Raw genomic sequence first — 15031 nt, 5'->3', positions numbered from 1 at the left:
TGGCGATGCGTTTGCTGGTGGCCAGGGCTTCGCCGGCTTCTTTGCCGAAGCCTTGCACGATGTTCAGCACGCCCGGTGGCAGCAGGTCGCCGATCAGTTCGACCAGCACGGTGATGCCCAGCGGGGTCTGCTCGGCGGGTTTGAGCACCACGCAGTTGCCGGCAGCCAGGGCTGGAGCGAGTTTCCAGGCGGCCATCAGGATCGGGAAGTTCCAAGGGATGATCTGGCCGACCACGCCGAGGGGTTCATGGATGTGATAGGCCACGGTGTTGCCGTCGATTTCGGCAGCGCTGCCTTCCTGGGCTCGGATGCAGCCGGCGTAGTAGCGGAAGTGGTCCACCGCCAGTGGGATGTCGGCGTTCAGCGTTTCACGCACGGCCTTGCCGTTGTCCCAGGTTTCGGTGACGGCCAGCAGTTCGAGGTTCTGCTCGATGCGGTCGGCGATCTTCAGCAGCGCCAGGGAGCGGTCCTGTACCGAGGTCTTGCCCCAGGCATCGGCAGCTGCATGGGCCGCATCCAGGGCCTTGTCGATGTCTTCGGCCGTGGAACGGGGGAATTCGGCAATCGGTTGGCCATTCACCGGCGAGGTGGTGGTGAAGTACTGACCTTTGACCGGCGCGACGAACTCACCGCCGATGTAGTTGCCGTAGCGGGACTTGAAGGAAACGATGGCACCGGCAGTGCCTGGGTGGGCGTAGTTCATGATCGGGTTCTCTTGTTGTTTTGGGGGGTGACCGCCCACAGGACGGTCACTGTCAGGTGCACAAGCCGTGCAGGGTCAGGAACCCTGAGGGGTTTCGCCACGAGCCAGGCGTGCATTGATGTCTTCAATGACGGCCGGTAGATCGACGATGGTGTCGATCAGGTAGTGCGGGCGCGAACCTTCGAACATCCGGGTGATGCGGGCGCGCTCTTCGGCCAGCTTGTCCGAAGGCAAGTCCCTGAACTGGTCATAGGTCAGCCCCAGTGCGTTGCCGGAGCAGGTCAATGCGACCGTCCACATGCCGGCACTGCGGCCTTCAAGGATGCCTGGCCAGGTGTCGTCGACCTTGACGCAGGCGGCCACATCGCTGATGCCCAGAGCGATCACGTTGGCCAGGGCCTGGGCCGGGTGCGGGCGGCCATTGGGTACTTCGTCAGTGGCCACGACGTGGTCGGCGACGTAGCCGTTCTTGCGCGCCAGCTCGACGACCTTCTCCATGACCACCGCCGGGTAACCCGAGCACGAACCGATTTTCAGACCCTTGTCGCGCAAGGCGTCGATCGTATCCAGGGCGCCCGGAATCAGCGCCGAGTGCAGGGCGATCTTCTCGATCTGCAAGGGCATGAAGCGCTCATAGAGGGCAGTGACATCGTCATCCGTCGGCAGGCGTCCGAAGGCGGCCTGGTAACGTGCGGCGATCTGCGGCTCGTTGCACAACGTGCGGATGTGGTCCCACTTGCCCATGCCCATCGGACCCCGGGCTTCTGCCAGGGAGACCGCTACGCCGAACTCGGCGAAGGCTTCGACAAAAATCTGCGTGGGGGCAAAGGAACCGAAATCAACGACGGTGCCCGCCCAGTCCAGAACCACGGCTTGCAGTTGGGAAGGTTGTTTGTATTGCATGATGATTGCTCCAGGGAAAATTGAGTGGGTAGTACGAATTCAGGGCGTGGTGCTGACAACGACCGGTTGCACCGGGGTCGATACCAGCAGCGGGTTTTCCAGTGTTTTCGGCCGGCTGTTCCAGAAGGGCACCAGCATCAGGCTGGCCAGGAGTGCGGCGCCGGTGAACACCAGGAACACGGTGATGGTGTCGAAGTAGCCCGGCAGCAGGCCGCCAAGGACCGCACCGATCGAACCACAGCCGTTGACGAAGCCCGCGGCGGAGGCCGCCCCGTCCTTGCTGCCGAAGTCGATGGCCGCCGAGCCGCTGATCATCGAGTCCGGCCCGTAAAGCGTCAGGCCCATCATGAACAGCAGGCCGACCACCATGTACAGGCTGCCGCTTTGCATGGCGGGAACGAACAGTCCAAGGCAGACAGTGAGGACCACCAGGCTGAGCACGCAGGCCGGTATGCGACGAGCGCCGAAGTATTTGTCCGATGCGATACCGATGAGGATGGGGCCTACCAGACCTGCCAGTTCAAACGAGGTGGGGACGATGGCGGACGCTACCTTGCCGATCTCGGGCATGCGTTCGTAGATGATCACCGGGCCCCACAGCAGGATGGCGTAGCGCGCGGGCTTGAGCATGAAATAGGCCAGGCCGAGAATCAGCACGGTGCGATTTTTCATCACAGTCCGAATGCCGGCCCACATGCTTTCGCGGGGAACCACGACGTTGCTGACCGGTTCGATCTCGATTTCGACAGCAGGCAGGCCTACGTCTTCCGGACGGTTGCGTTGCAGTAAATAGAACAACACCGCCACCACCAGCACGACAACGGCACTGCTGATGAACGCGATGCGCCAGTCGTGATAGGCCTGATAGGCCCACCAGCCGGCAAACGGCGTGGCCACCAGACCGCCAAAGGCGTACGAGGTGCTCCAGTAACCGAGTACGCGGCCACGCTCACTGGTACTGAAGAAACTCCCGACGTTCTTGCACAGGCCCGACCAACCGGTGGATTGGGCGAGACCCTGGACCAGCATGCAGGAGACGAAGATCGGTAGCGTGGCGTAGGTCCCCATCAGGAGCGCCGCCGCCGCCGAAATGACCAGGCCGCTGAGAACGACCACCCTTGGGCCGAACCGGTCGGAGAAGTTGCCCCACAGGAACTGGCCCACGGCGTAGGCCGTCAAGTAGAGGGCGTCGAGGTTGGCCATCATGGCCTTTTCGAGCATGAAGTTCGGGTCTTCGCCGATACCCAGCTTGGCCACGGAGAACGCTTTGCGGGTGAAGTAGAAGGCGGCATACGCCACCCAGGTAATCAGGAAAATCTGCACGCGCCAACGCTGGAGGGATTTCCAGCCGGTTGCGAGGGGGCTTGTCGTGTTGTTCATGGTGTACTGATCCCGTATGTGGTGCCAGACAGCGCAAATTGGTCGGTTTTTGTTTTTGTTTTCGGTGCACAAGTCTGTCCATTCGCACGACATCGACAGATGAACATGCGAATGGCATCAGGCTTTGATTCATGAATTACGCGATCGCTGACTCCTGCCCGGCGCTGCCGAGCGGTACGTCATCGAATCCATGGTTTAAAAAAAGATCCCTGCCCAAAGGCGCTACCCATTGCACCTTCGCTCGAATCGGCAGAGACCTTTAAAGGGGTCGATCAGGCCGCGGGCTTGAACATGTCCACGTCCATGGCGACCAGGCTGTCCGCGATTGCGCGGAGCAACTGGTGGACGATGTATTCGTCGATCTGGCCGATGCAGCCGATGCGGAAACTCTCGGCAACGGTCAACTTGCCGGGGTAGATGATGAACTGACGGGCCTTGAGTTCTTCGTAGAAGCGGGTGAAATCGAAGTTGGGATGTTCAGGGCTGAAGAACGTGGTGATGATCGGCGACAGCCAACGGTCTTCCAGCAGCGTCTTGAAACCCAGTTCGCGCATGCCGGCAACCAGCACGTCGCGGTTGCGGGTGTAGCGCGCCAACCGGCCGTGTACGCCACCTTCGTCGCTGTGCTGCTCCAGTGCCTTGTGGAACGCCACCACACTGTGGGTCGGCGGAGTGAAGCGCCATTGGCCGGTGCGTTCCATGTAGGCCCATTGCTCGAAGAGATCGAGGGACAGCGAGTTGGCGCGGCCTTTGGCGGCCTCCAGCACGGAGCGGCGGATGATCACGAAACCGAAGCCCGGGATACCCTCGATACACTTGTTGGCGGAGGACACCACCACGTCGAAGGCAATTTCATTCACCGTCAGCGGCACGGCACCGAAGGAGCTCATGGCATCGATGATCAGGCTCTTGCCGTGGGCCTTCACGACATCGGCGATTTCACGCAGCGGGTTGAGGATCCCGGAGCTGGTTTCGCAATGAACCACGAAGACGTTGGTGACGTCAGGGTTGGCCTTGAGCAGGGCGTCCACTTCTTCGGGCTGGGGCGGCAGGTAATCGCCCTTGTCCAGGGTAATGAACGCGCGACCGAGGTATTCCAGGGTCTTGGTGGCGCGCTGGCCGTAGGCGCCGTTCATCAGCACCAGGGCTTTGCCGTCACGGGGGATGGCGGTGGCCAACGCGGCCTCCACCGAGTAGCTGCCGCTGCCTTGCAGTGGCACGCAGGCGAAGCTGTCATCCTCTACGCCGGCCATGCCCAGCAGTTTCTGGCGAACTTCAGCGGTGACCTGATTGAAGGCACCGTCCCATGATCCCCAGTCGCGCAGCATGGCTTCCTTGGTGGCTTTGGAGGTGGTCAGCGGGCCCGGGGTCAGCAGGTAGGGTTCACCCAGGGCTGGGGTTGCCAGTGGCTGGGTAGTCGGGAATTCGGCTTTGGTCATGATCTTCTCCGGCGGTGTTGTTTTTGTGGGGGAGTGATGCATGGGTTGATAAAAACATCTGGCATCAAATAACTGAAATCGATTTATCACATGTCACAAACAAGCTGAGCTTATAACTGAGGTAGCACGCGGCCTGAGCCTGGAGGGTTCATCAGCAGCAGGCATTCAAAGGCAGCAGAAAAACCCCGCGCGGTGCATGACCGGGCGGGGTTTTCTGTTCGTTAGCGTGAAATTTCGCTTCGGGGCGGGGCGCTTATCCCTTGTCCGCCTTGCCGGCGGCCGCGGCAAATTTCGCCAGGCGCACGTCAAGTCGACGGGGAGGTCGGTTGTGGTCTTCAGCATGCTCCTTGCGGCGAATGGCGTTACGCACCATCAATGAGCCCAGATAGCGCACCGGTTCCGGCGGAAAATGCCCAAGCGGACCTTGCACCAGCGGCGAGCGCGTCCAGGGGTTGTCCACCCCGAGCACCAGCGACGACAGGATCTGCCCACCCATATGGCACGGACCCACGCCGCTGCCGGAATAGCCGAAACCGTAGAAGACGTTGCCGCTCGCGCCCATGCGGCCGAAGAAAGGCAGGCCGGTGACCGAGCGATCGGAAGGGCCGTTCCAGGTAGCGGCGATACCAACGTCGGCAAAGTCCGGAAAGAACTCTGTCAACGTGTTGCGCAACAGCCCTGCGTAGGGCGATGGCTGGTCGAACACGGGCAGGATGCGACCGCCGTAGGCAAAGGTGTTGCCCCCTTTGCCGAGCATGATCCGGCCGTCCGGGGTGTTGTGGTAGTAGTGCACGAAAATCCGCGAGTCGAGCACGGTGACTCCGCTGGTCAGGCCGATCCGCTCGAGCAAGTCCGGTCGCGGCTCGGTGATGATCATGTCGCTGGAGACAATGGCCACCGACCGCGAGAACTGTGGAAAGGCACGGGCCATCCAGGCGTTCATCGCCAGCACGACCCGGTCGCAGGTCACTTTGCCGTTCGGTGTATTGACGCTGGCGGGCATGCCCTCTTCCAGGCCGGTCATCGGTGTGCCCTCGAAAATCCGCACGCCCAGTTCCAGCGCCACCCGGCGCAGCCCACGGACCAGCTTGCCCGGTTGCACACTGGCAGCCGCCGGCGAGAACCAGCCCTCGATGTGCCGGGCCGAGCCGGCCATGCGTTGCACGTCAGGTAGCGCACATTTGGCGAAAGAGTTGATGCCATGGCGCTCCAGCGCCGCGATCACCCCGTCGGTCGAGCCGACCTGGGCGCGGTTGGTCGCCGTGTAGAGCGTGCCGTCGAGACGGTAATCGGCATCCACCGCGTACTTTTCGCAAAAGGTGCCGATGGCGTAGATGCTCTGCTCCGATTCCTTGACCAGGCGTATCGCCTCCTTGACGCCGAACAAGCGCTCCAGGGTGAAGTACTTGGCCGACCATGACAGCGCGCAGCCGCCATTGCGCCCGCTGGCACCGGCACCGCAGATGTCGGCTTCGACGATGACCACGTCCAGCTCGGGATTCTGTTCCTTGAGCATGATGGCGGTCCACAGACCGGTATAGCCACCGCCGACGATGCAGACGTCGGCGCGGGTGTTCTGTTGCAGCGCAGGGCAGGGCGCAGCGGGTTGATTTTTCAGGGCCTGGTCCAGCCAGTAGGGGCGCATGGGGTCATCTCCGTTGGATCGGTTCGAGGCAGGGTTTTGGACGCAATCAGCCGCACGCGGCGACCACGATCATTTCCACGCGCCAACCGGGGTCGATCAGCTGCGCCAGGGTGCAAGCGCGTGTGGGGGCATGGCCTTCAGGGAAAAACTCGTCCCAGACCCGGTTCAGCCCTTCATAGTCTTCGCGATGGGCGAGCAGGATGCGCACCGAAAGCACCCGCTCGCGGTGGCTGCCGGCACTGAGCAAAAGCTGCTCGATAGCGGCCAGGACCTCGCGGGTCTGCGCCTGGATATCACCCTGCAGGTCCGTGGCAACCTGGCCACCGATATACAGATGGTTGTCGTACCGGACCATGTCCGAACGGCGTTTTGTCGCAGCGAAACGTTCAATTTCCATAGGGCATTCCTGGAGGGATACGAGGGACGGCACTTGTGAAAATCATGCTTGCAGTTCACTGTTCATAAATAAAATCGATTTATCGTATGAACGAATAAGTTGAACCTATAGCAAGGTGCACCAATGACGATTTCCCATACCCAACTCAAGGCGTTTCACGCCGTCGCCATGAATGGCAGCTTCACCCGCGCGGCCGAGCAACTCTGCCTGTCGCAACCTGCGGTATCCGATCAGGTGCGCAAGCTCGAGGATTATTACGGGGTGATGGTGTTCTACCGCGACAAGCGCCTGGTGCGCCTGACGGAAGTGGGCGAGCGGCTGTTCGGCCTGACCCAGCGCCTGTTCGATATCAGTGTCGATGCCCACGACATGCTCACGGACTACCGCACCCTGTCGACCGGGACCCTGAACCTTGCCGTGGATGCGCCGGTGCACGTCCTGCCCTATGTCTCACGCTTCTGCAGCCGTTACCCCGGTATCGATGTGAAGATTGAAACCGCCAATACCGATGAGGTCCTGCAGCGGTTGTTCAGTCACCAGGCCGACATTGCCCTGCTGGGGCGCAGCGTCGAAGACGACCGCTTGATGTCGCTGCATCTGCGCAGCGATCCCATGCTGGCCTTCGTCGCCCATGACCACCCCTGGGCGCAACGCGAGTCCATCTGCCTGGCCGACCTGCACGACACGCCCATGGTCCTGCGCGAGCAGGGCTCGGTCACGCGCTTGTCCCTGGAAGAGGAGATGGCAGCGGCGGGCCTGCACATCCGCAAGGCCATCGAAGTGGAGGGGCGTGAAGCCGCGCGCGAGGCGGTGGCGATCGGCATGGGCGTCGGGGTCGTCTCGGCCGCCGAACTGGGCTCGGATTCACGGCTTCGCGGCTTGCCGATCGTTGACTGTCAGCGGCACTTTACCGAGACATTGGTGTGCCTGCGCGCGCAGAGCACGCGGCGTATCTTGACGACCTTTTTCGAGATGGTTCGAGAAGGCCCGGTCGAGTGAGGTTCAGCGTTCCAGCCATCCCCGGCGCGAGGGATGGCTGCGCGAAGGACGCTACTTGACCGCTTCAACCTCATAATTCACATAACCGAACTCATTGCTGCGAGCCGCCACGTACTTGCCGTTCTGCTCGAATACCGTGGCCTCGAAAGGTGTGCCGCCGAGTGTTGTCACCAGATGCCCGTCCTTGATTTCATACTTGGCCGGTACGCCGAACTGACCACCATGCAGCATGTTCAGGTATTCCCCCTGTGCGGGCGCCTTGCCATCGACGCTGGCGACCAGGCGTTGGCCGTCGGTGCCATAGACGATTTCGAATGTCTGGCCGGTGACGGTGTTGCGCACCTTGATGGTTTTGCCCACCACGAAGGTTTGCAATTGCTCGTTGGTGAGCGCTTTGGCGCCTTCGGTTTTCAGTTGATCGATGGTTTTGCCGGCAGCGACAGTCTTGCTGTCCTCGGCTGTCGGTGTGTACCAGATCGGTGAGGTCCACGCGCGCTCCTGGACGGTGGGCGAGACGTCGGCCGGTGGCGGTACTTGCAGCTTGGCTGCGTCATAGGTGCTCCAGCGCGGTGTCGGGATCTGTAGCGCGCGGGCGTAGTAGAACGCGTGCTGGGCCGGATCGAAGTCCGGATCGACCCAGACTTTTTTCAGCTCCGTGGCACCGATGGTATTGGTGTAGGTCGCCTTGGACACATCGACTGTCGAGCCCACTGGAGGGACTTTGCCGGTGACCGGATCCGGTTGGCGATCACCGGCCCAGGCGACATCGTAGATCTTCTCGAAGGTCTGGCCGTTTTTGGTCCAGCCCTTGATGATCTGGATGCGGTCGAGGTTGCCATCGTCGGCATCCTTGACCGCCCAAACCACGAAGGACGGTGCCTGTTTACCCGGTTTTGCCGGCAAGTCGCCACCCATGGGAACGCCCTTGGCGTAGGCGGCATGCACCCAGTCTTTTTCGTTCCACAGACTGCTGTCGAAGCCCCAGCCACCAAACATGCGCACGGGAATGCGCACGCCGCTGGTGCCGTAGACCTCTTTACGCTTCATCGCATCGAAGATCGATTCACGGGTGTTTTCTTCCGCCCAGACGCCGGCCAGGCCGGAGGTGCTGGTTTGCAAGGCGACCATGCCCGAGTTGTCTTTGCCAGAGAGGCGCGCGGCCGGGGTGCTGTCAGTAAATCCGTGGGAGCCGAAGTTGTTGCTCTGCAAATAGGGAATCACTCCGTTGTGCGAATCGCTGGCACCGACTACGCCCATTTTATAGGGGTTGTACCCACGGGTTTCCTGCATGGCCATGCCATTTTGCCAGGCCTGCCTGATGTAGCTGCCATTGATTTTCGACGTACTGTTGTCGATGCCAAGCAGGAAACTCATGATTTCATAATTGGCAAATTCGTCGGTTGGCGACAGTTCGGGGTGGGTTTCGGAAGTGCCCTTGACCTGGTGGATTTCGGTGAGGGATTCATTGCGCATCCGCGCTTCTGCCCAGGCGGCATCGATGGGCCGCCCACGGTCATCGACGTCCACCGGAAACATCAGGCCGTTGCTGAGGTTGGCGTTGTGGGAGATCGCCAGTATTTCGTTGCCCTTTTTCCGTTGATCGTCCATCCAGCTCCACAAGTCCTCGGGTTTGTTCGAGTCGAGGGCCGTGAAGGGCAGGTCCGGCACCTTCTTCGAGTCGCGGAAAAACACGTTGCGGTGCATGTTCTGGTTGTTCGGTGCCGAGGTCCATTCATAGGCGACGAAGGTGGTGAACTTGCCGGGCTTGTAGTACTTGTCGGCGATGGCGATGTTCTGCTGCCAGATGTTGCCGGCCACCTTCGGATCAATCAGTTCCTTGATGGGATCGTTCAAGCTGCCGGCGATCCACTTGAACACCCGGTTGAAATCCGCCGGCGTCTTGACCATCAGTTTTTGCGCGATGGGCAGTTTGCTGAAATCAGACTTCGGATCGTTGGCCAGGGCGATCACGCCGACGTATTCCGAATGATCGGTCACGCCATGAAAATCCAGCGGTCGACCTTTGAGCTGCACTTCAAACCCCATCGGGTGCTTGACCGGCATGCCAAGCGAGTATTGGTAGGCTTGCTCGGGATCGACCTGATGGTTGCCGATCAGGTAGGCATCGATCGACCAGGAGCTGTGCGAGTGCGTCTGGCCAAAGTAAACCTCGCGGTCCGGGTTGCCCTCTGCCAATGCCAATGAGCTGACAGTGAGCACGGCGCAACCGAGCAGTGACGGCGTGGTGAGGTGTGTTGGTGTTTTCATATTCCACGTCTCCGGAATACGGCAGTGACAGGGTGAAGTTCAGGCCCAGAAACTCGAGACTCGTTCGAAAAACCAGAAGGCCGCCAGGGTACCCAACCCGTAGGCCGCAACCGGTCGGGCATACAGGAGCGCGGACCGTGGCAACCGACAACGCAGCAACAGCGCTCGCAGGCACAGCGCGGCGGCGACGAACAGCAACTGGCCGATCTCGACGCCGACATTGAACGTGAACAGCGCCAGCGGCAGGTCGCGCTGGGGCAAGCCGATCTGCGCCAGCGCACCGGCAAAACCAAAGCCGTGCAACAGGCCAAAACAGAACGCCACCACCCATGGCCATTGGATGGTGAAGCTGACGTCGCCCCGGTTCTTGCGGACGATTTCCACCGCCAGCAACAGGATGCTCAGGGCAATCGTCGCCTCCACAGGCGGGCCGGGAAGCTGCACCGCCCCCAATGCGGCGAGCGCCAGGGTGATGGAGTGGGCGAGGGTGAACGCGGTGATGGTCTTCACCAGCATCCAGCCATTGCCCACCAGCAGCAGGAGACCGAAGACGAACAGCAAGTGATCGAAGCCCCCGAGGATGTGCTGGACGCCATGGAGCAGAAACGCACCGGCCACCGAGAACATTCCCGGCGTGGCAGCGATTTCCATCCAGGGTTGCGCGGGGTGGACGAGGGTGGTGGTCAAGCTGCCGTCCAGGCGCGAGACACGCACCAGCACATCGGTGATGCTCGCTTGCAGGCCGACAAACTCGATGCGCTGCCCGACCAGGCCAGCGGGACCGGCTTCAATGACCCGGCGTTCGATCAGCGAATCGTTCAGTTGGCTTTCCACCGGGTCAACGACAGTGCGCACACCTTCGGCAAACCGCAGCGCAATCGGCAAGCGCATGCCTGACAGCACCGGTGTGCGCCACAGTACGTCATAGCGCCCGGCAGCCGTTTCGTTGAGTTCCAGGTACGCGGGGCGCGACTCATGGGCCATGGCGCTCAATGCCATGAACCCGAGCAGCAACAGCAGCCAGACCCTGCGCCTCATCACGGCCGCTCCGTCTGGATAGCGGCAACGTCAGCGGCGGAAGCAGGCATCATCACCACGACTTCATAGCGTGCTTTGAGTGCATCGAAATTCGCGCGTTTCGATTCGCTGCGTTGCTCGGACAACCAATCGGACTTGACCTGCTGGGCCACGGTTTCGAAGGGCGGTGCCGGTGGCTTGGCCAGCGTATCGATCCACACCAGATGCCAGCCAAAACCTGACTCCACAGGCCCCACCCAACGTCCCGGCGTTTGCTGGAACAACGAAAGGGCGAACTTTGAACCGAAGACCCGCGCCACTTGATCCTGTGATTGCTCTGTGTAAGCGCTGTTAAACATGAACGCATCGCCTGCACCGCTGTTCCTGTCAGTCAGCCCTCCCAGCGCGGCCTGAGCCTGGGCCTGCGCATCCGCGCCGCGTTTGTCCAGGGCGAAGAACACATGATGGAAGGTCGCCAGGGGTGGCGGGGCATATTGGTCCTGATGCTGGTTGTACCAGGCCTCAAGTACACCGGGGGCCGGTTCGCGAAGTGAAGCGACATCTTCGGCGAGGAAATCCATTTTTTGCGCCAGTCGGCGGCGAATGATGGTGTCGTCCTTGTCCAGGCCAAGTTTCAGTGCTTCGCGATAGAGGATTTCCTCTTTCACATAGTCATCGATCAGAGCCTGCAACTGTTGCTCCGAGGCGGGGCGTTGCCATCGTGCCAGCCAGGAAATAGCGAGCCGCTGAACAACTTCAGGGGTAACTTCGATGCGTTGCGGATCTTGATTGACCGTTGAACGGTGCAAACCGCCGTACAGGACGAAGAGTGCAAAACCGGCAACTAAAAAGTGCAGTAACGGCTGGCGCAGGCATCGCTTGATTAACGAAAGTCGAGATTCTTTCGCTTCGCAGACGCTCAAGTTCATGACTTATTGCCCCACGCTATTCTCGAATGGTTTTCGAAACAGAGTGGAGTATTGCTGCTGGGCCGGAACTTTCCACCGAGGTTAATCACGATAAGCACTAAGCATTAGTCGCAATCGGATTAACCCATGCCCCGGCCCCGTGCAGTTTTGTGCCTGTAAAACTCGGGATGAATACCAGAAACCCCAAGCCGAAGAGCGATCCCTGACAGATCTGTTCTTCCTTTACATCGGGCGCAAGATCAGGCAGTCGCCAGTGCTCAGGCTGGAGTCCGGGATTGCCTTGGCTTGCCTGGCCCCTGTTTGCGACGCTTGCTCAGCACTTTGGTGGCCGGGATCGGTGGGGTCATCTGCCTGGCCGCTTCACTCATTTCTTCATAGGAGTCCAGCAGGCAGCGCGCGAGAAAATCGGGATCGGGAACGATGTTTGGCGAGCTGGTCAATGAAATGAACATCTTTGCGCAGTAGCTGGTCGGGTTCCAGATCAGTGACATGCCATCGGCCAGCGGACCCATGCCGCCCCAGTGCACCAGCTTCGCCCCGAGCAGGTAGAGCTCAGTGTTGGGACCGGGGACGTTGGTCACCATGCAGTTGTGCAGCAAGACCGGGCCCTTGCCGCCCCCGCCGGTCAGTGTCGCCAGGCGGCCGGCCAGGCCCAGCGTCGCCGGTGGGGTGAACTTCTGCAGATTCGTCAGTTCATGGGCGCCAATCGCATTCTGGATCGCCTTGCATTCCGCCGTGGCGAGTTGTACCGCCTGAAGACGCTCAAGCGGGTCTTCCATGTCAGTACCCAACGGGAACCTGAGGATTGAAATCGTATTGGTCGTGCGCTCGGCCCCTTCCTGGCGCGTATTGACGGGCGCCATGCTCACCAGGGATTTTTCCGGCAGTTCGTCTTTTGCCTGCAAATAACGGCGCATCGCGCCGCCGATCATTGCAAGCACCGCGTCGTTGATCGTCGCTCCCGGCACCGTGCCTTTGATCAGTTTCACGGTGGCCAGGTCCAGTGTCACCGAGTCCCAGACACGTTTGGCCGACACGTTCGCGTTGAAACGCGTGCGCGGTACGCCACCCTCGGATGACCACAAGGATTGAGCCAGTCTGCGCAGGCCGAACGTGGCGAGTTTGGGTAGCACGCGCGTCAAAGGCGCGGCCATGCGCGCGGAAGCCGAAACATTGTCGATGACCATGCGGGTGAGGGTGTCGGTGATCCGCCGCGAGTGGCACGGGGTGTTCGCCTGTTCCTGTTTGTCCGCGACCGCAATGGGTTTGCCCTGTGCGCCGGCCAGGTCATGCAGCGCCCAGGTAAATTCCGCCGCCGCGGTACCGTCCATTGCGGCATGGTGAGTCTTGGTGATGATCGCGAAGCTTCCCTTCGGTATCCCCTCGATGTTGTCGAGGCCTTCGATCACGTACATCTCCCACGGCGAGCGGGAGAGATCCACCGACCGCGCATGAATGCGTGACAACAGAATGCAGAATTGCCGCCAGTCGCCGGGCTTGGGCAAGGCGAAGTGGCGTACATGGAAATCGATGTCGAACAGGTCGTCCTCAACCCAGTACGGATAGCCGAGTCCGAATGGCACCTGCACGATCTTGCGTCGTTGTACGGACGCTGGGTCCAGGCGACTTTCGATGTGGCGGACGATTTCCCGGAAACCCAGGCGCTGCCCGCTCACAGTCGATTGGTCGTAGATGTAAATCATCGTGCCGTGGGATGACGCATGCGGACGATCAACATGCAGGAACAGGGCGTCCTGGCCGCTTAGCTTGTTCATTCTTGAGTCTCTCGCAAGGTAGTGCACTCCATTGAATAACTTGCGCCCTGCAAAATCAGACGACTGGCGCTAGTCAATACGACCAAAGTAGAGAGCTGACAATTGGCTAACGGAGAAGCATTTCCAACCCCTCCAAATAGGGGGTAACACCGGGCCATGCTCCTGATGTTTTATGCACGCACCTGGCATTGCGCTGATCGGCAGGGCGCGCAAACTTGCCTTTCTCAAGGAGATTGTTCCGTGCATAGACGTCGTTATGGAAAGTGAACTGCAGGCCCCCTGGTGGGAGCATCTGCCCGAGGATTTCTGGCGGCAAGCCGATGGCACGGAACTGGATGCCGGCAATCGGCTGAAGGTCCATGGCACTGCTGCGATCGAGCGGGTCTTGCGCACTTCGTTGTCTTCCACGGTGGCGACTGCCATGTCGGTTGCGCTGTACAAGGGAGGAAATGCCGGACACGAATTCGAAGCACTGCGCTTCTACGAACCGCTGGCGCGTGCAGGAGATGCCACGCGCGTATTCCTGCAGCCGCCCAAAGGCATAGCCATCGAAACGAGCCCGGCGACTGGATGCTCGGTGGGTTTGCGTGGCATCCAGCGCTTCCAGCTACGTTTCGCCAGCCCGTTCAAACCACTGAATCCGGCGGCGCAAGCACAATTCGAGAACATGCAGAACAACCTGCTGGCGCATGCCCAGCACTGGTGTCATGGTGATCGACCGCGTCCGACCCTCATCGTGATCCATGGGTTCGCCGCGGACGCTCCCTTCTTGAATGCCCAGGCACTTTCGCTCGCGAGCCTTTACCGCCAGGGCTACGACATCCTGCTCTTCACCTACCCGCACCATGGGCCACGTGCCGAGCGCGGCGATCTGTTCAGCGGTGTTGGTCTGTTCGGGCGTGGCCTGCTCTCATTCACAGAGTCGCCGCTGCATGCCATCCATGACCTGCGGGTGTTTATCGATTACCTGCAGGAGCGGGGCGTGGAACACATCGGCGTGACGGGGATTTCGCTTGGCGGCTATACCGCATCGTTGCTCGCGACGGTCGACGAGCGACTGTCCTTTTGTATCCCCATCGTCCCTGCGGTCAGCCCGATCGACCTGTTTCTGGAGTGGTGGCCCACGAGTGTGTTGCTGCCGCGATTGATGCGTAGCCAGGGCGTGAATGTCGCCCAAATGCGCGGATTGACTGCGGTGCACAATCCCCTGACCTACAAACCCTGCATCGACGGCAAGCGCGTACTCATCATCGGCGGGGCCGGCGACCGTTTCAGCCTGCCGCGCCACTTGCGTCTGCTGCAACGGCACTGGCCGGACAGTCAGTTGCACTGGTTTCCTGGCAGTCACCTGATTCACTTGGGGCGTGGTGAATACCTGCTGCGCATGCGCGCGTTCATGGATCAATGGTGCGAGGCTTTGCATTGATAGAAGATCGCAGCCTGCGGCAGCTCCTACAGGTGTACGCGATTCCCTGTAGGAGCTGCCGCAGGCTGCGATCTTCTGAGGGCGCCGAGCTGCCCCCCTCCAATAGAGGGGGCAGGGGTCAGCGTCTTGCCCTCACTATCGCCTCATTCG

General features: G+C 60.8%; 12 protein-coding genes. 2 read left to right on the top strand and 10 right to left on the bottom strand.

All coding sequences use genetic code 11. The features are described from left to right. From C9422_RS02370 to C9422_RS02345, 6 genes are all read right to left on the bottom strand, one after another. The coding region (locus C9422_RS02370; RefSeq protein WP_116579568.1) for an aldehyde dehydrogenase family protein at positions 1-703 on the bottom strand (703 nt) is incomplete at its 3' end. Positions 704-778: 75 nt separating this feature from the next. Next, positions 779-1606 carry a phosphonoacetaldehyde hydrolase gene (gene phnX, locus C9422_RS02365; protein ID WP_007970212.1) on the bottom strand — a complete coding sequence of 276 codons (828 nt, stop codon included), beginning with the start codon at positions 1604-1606 and terminating at the stop codon, positions 779-781. Between the two features lie 39 nt (positions 1607-1645). Beyond that, positions 1646-2986 carry an MFS transporter gene (locus tag C9422_RS02360; RefSeq protein WP_116579567.1) on the bottom strand — a complete coding sequence of 447 codons (1341 nt, stop codon included), beginning with the start codon at positions 2984-2986 and terminating at the stop codon, positions 1646-1648. A 272-nt stretch (positions 2987-3258) separates the two neighbouring features. After that, on the bottom strand, positions 3259-4425 hold the full coding sequence (locus C9422_RS02355; protein ID WP_007970214.1) for a 2-aminoethylphosphonate--pyruvate transaminase: 1167 nt from the start codon (positions 4423-4425) through the stop codon (positions 3259-3261). Between the two features lie 253 nt (positions 4426-4678). Beyond that, the gene (locus tag C9422_RS02350; protein ID WP_095966203.1) at positions 4679-6070 is read right to left on the bottom strand and encodes an FAD-dependent oxidoreductase; all 1392 of its coding nucleotides are present in this window, start codon (positions 6068-6070) and stop codon (positions 4679-4681) included. A gap of 46 nt (positions 6071-6116) precedes the next feature. After that, positions 6117-6467, bottom strand: coding sequence for a RidA family protein (locus tag C9422_RS02345; RefSeq protein ID WP_116579566.1), 351 nt, complete (start codon positions 6465-6467; stop codon positions 6117-6119). Positions 6468-6590: 123 nt separating this feature from the next. On the opposite strand from C9422_RS02345, the gene C9422_RS02340 reads away from it, so the two are divergent. Continuing rightward, positions 6591-7466, top strand: coding sequence for a LysR substrate-binding domain-containing protein (locus C9422_RS02340; RefSeq protein ID WP_116579565.1), 876 nt, complete (start codon positions 6591-6593; stop codon positions 7464-7466). Between the two features lie 51 nt (positions 7467-7517). On the opposite strand, the gene C9422_RS02335 is transcribed toward C9422_RS02340, so the two are convergent. From C9422_RS02335 to C9422_RS02320, 4 genes are all read right to left on the bottom strand, one after another. Beyond that, positions 7518-9734, bottom strand: coding sequence for a DUF3604 domain-containing protein (locus C9422_RS02335; RefSeq protein WP_116579564.1), 2217 nt, complete (start codon positions 9732-9734; stop codon positions 7518-7520). Positions 9735-9773: 39 nt separating this feature from the next. After that, positions 9774-10772 (bottom strand): HupE/UreJ family protein, encoded by a 999-nt coding sequence (locus C9422_RS02330; RefSeq protein WP_116579563.1) that lies wholly within the window; start codon positions 10770-10772, stop codon positions 9774-9776. Continuing rightward, complete coding sequence (locus C9422_RS02325) at positions 10772-11680, bottom strand: peptidyl-prolyl cis-trans isomerase (protein ID WP_116579562.1); 909 nt, start codon at positions 11678-11680, stop codon at positions 10772-10774. The genes C9422_RS02330 and C9422_RS02325 overlap by 1 nt, the downstream gene beginning before the upstream one ends. Positions 11681-11937: 257 nt before the next feature. Continuing rightward, the gene (locus tag C9422_RS02320) at positions 11938-13455 is read right to left on the bottom strand and encodes a wax ester/triacylglycerol synthase family O-acyltransferase (RefSeq protein ID WP_116579561.1); all 1518 of its coding nucleotides are present in this window, start codon (positions 13453-13455) and stop codon (positions 11938-11940) included. Positions 13456-13711: 256 nt separating this feature from the next. Here C9422_RS02320 and C9422_RS02315 point away from each other — a divergent pair, with 256 nt between their 5' ends. Further along, positions 13712-14881 carry a S9 family peptidase gene (locus C9422_RS02315; protein ID WP_116579560.1) on the top strand — a complete coding sequence of 390 codons (1170 nt, stop codon included), beginning with the start codon at positions 13712-13714 and terminating at the stop codon, positions 14879-14881. Positions 14882-15031: the final 150 nt, after the last annotated feature.

It is taken from the genome of Pseudomonas sp. B1(2018), from assembly GCF_003097365.1.
GTDB classification, from domain to species: Bacteria; Pseudomonadota; Gammaproteobacteria; order Pseudomonadales; family Pseudomonadaceae; genus Aquipseudomonas; species Aquipseudomonas laurylsulfatiphila.
Note: the sequence above shows the minus strand (reverse complement) of the source record. Positions and strands in the feature narration are given on the sequence as shown.

What these genes read in the sequence shown, in the direction of transcription:
- C9422_RS02355 (WP_007970214.1), bottom strand. Translation starts at nt 4,425, where the DNA reads ATGACCAAAGCCGAATTCCCGACTACCCAGCCACTGGCAACCCCAGCC.
- C9422_RS02330 (WP_116579563.1), bottom strand. Translation starts at nt 10,772, where the DNA reads ATGAGGCGCAGGGTCTGGCTGCTGTTGCTGCTCGGGTTCATGGCATTG.
- C9422_RS02335 (WP_116579564.1), bottom strand. Translation starts at nt 9,734, where the DNA reads ATGAAAACACCAACACACCTCACCACGCCGTCACTGCTCGGTTGCGCC.
- C9422_RS02345 (WP_116579566.1), bottom strand. Translation starts at nt 6,467, where the DNA reads ATGGAAATTGAACGTTTCGCTGCGACAAAACGCCGTTCGGACATGGTC.
- C9422_RS02360 (WP_116579567.1), bottom strand. Translation starts at nt 2,986, where the DNA reads ATGAACAACACGACAAGCCCCCTCGCAACCGGCTGGAAATCCCTCCAG.
- C9422_RS02350 (WP_095966203.1), bottom strand. Translation starts at nt 6,070, where the DNA reads ATGCGCCCCTACTGGCTGGACCAGGCCCTGAAAAATCAACCCGCTGCG.
- C9422_RS02315 (WP_116579560.1), top strand. Translation starts at nt 13,712, where the DNA reads ATGGAAAGTGAACTGCAGGCCCCCTGGTGGGAGCATCTGCCCGAGGAT.
- C9422_RS02340 (WP_116579565.1), top strand. Translation starts at nt 6,591, where the DNA reads ATGACGATTTCCCATACCCAACTCAAGGCGTTTCACGCCGTCGCCATG.
- C9422_RS02320 (WP_116579561.1), bottom strand. Translation starts at nt 13,455, where the DNA reads ATGAACAAGCTAAGCGGCCAGGACGCCCTGTTCCTGCATGTTGATCGT.
- phnX (WP_007970212.1), bottom strand. Translation starts at nt 1,606, where the DNA reads ATGCAATACAAACAACCTTCCCAACTGCAAGCCGTGGTTCTGGACTGG.
- C9422_RS02325 (WP_116579562.1), bottom strand. Translation starts at nt 11,680, where the DNA reads ATGAACTTGAGCGTCTGCGAAGCGAAAGAATCTCGACTTTCGTTAATC.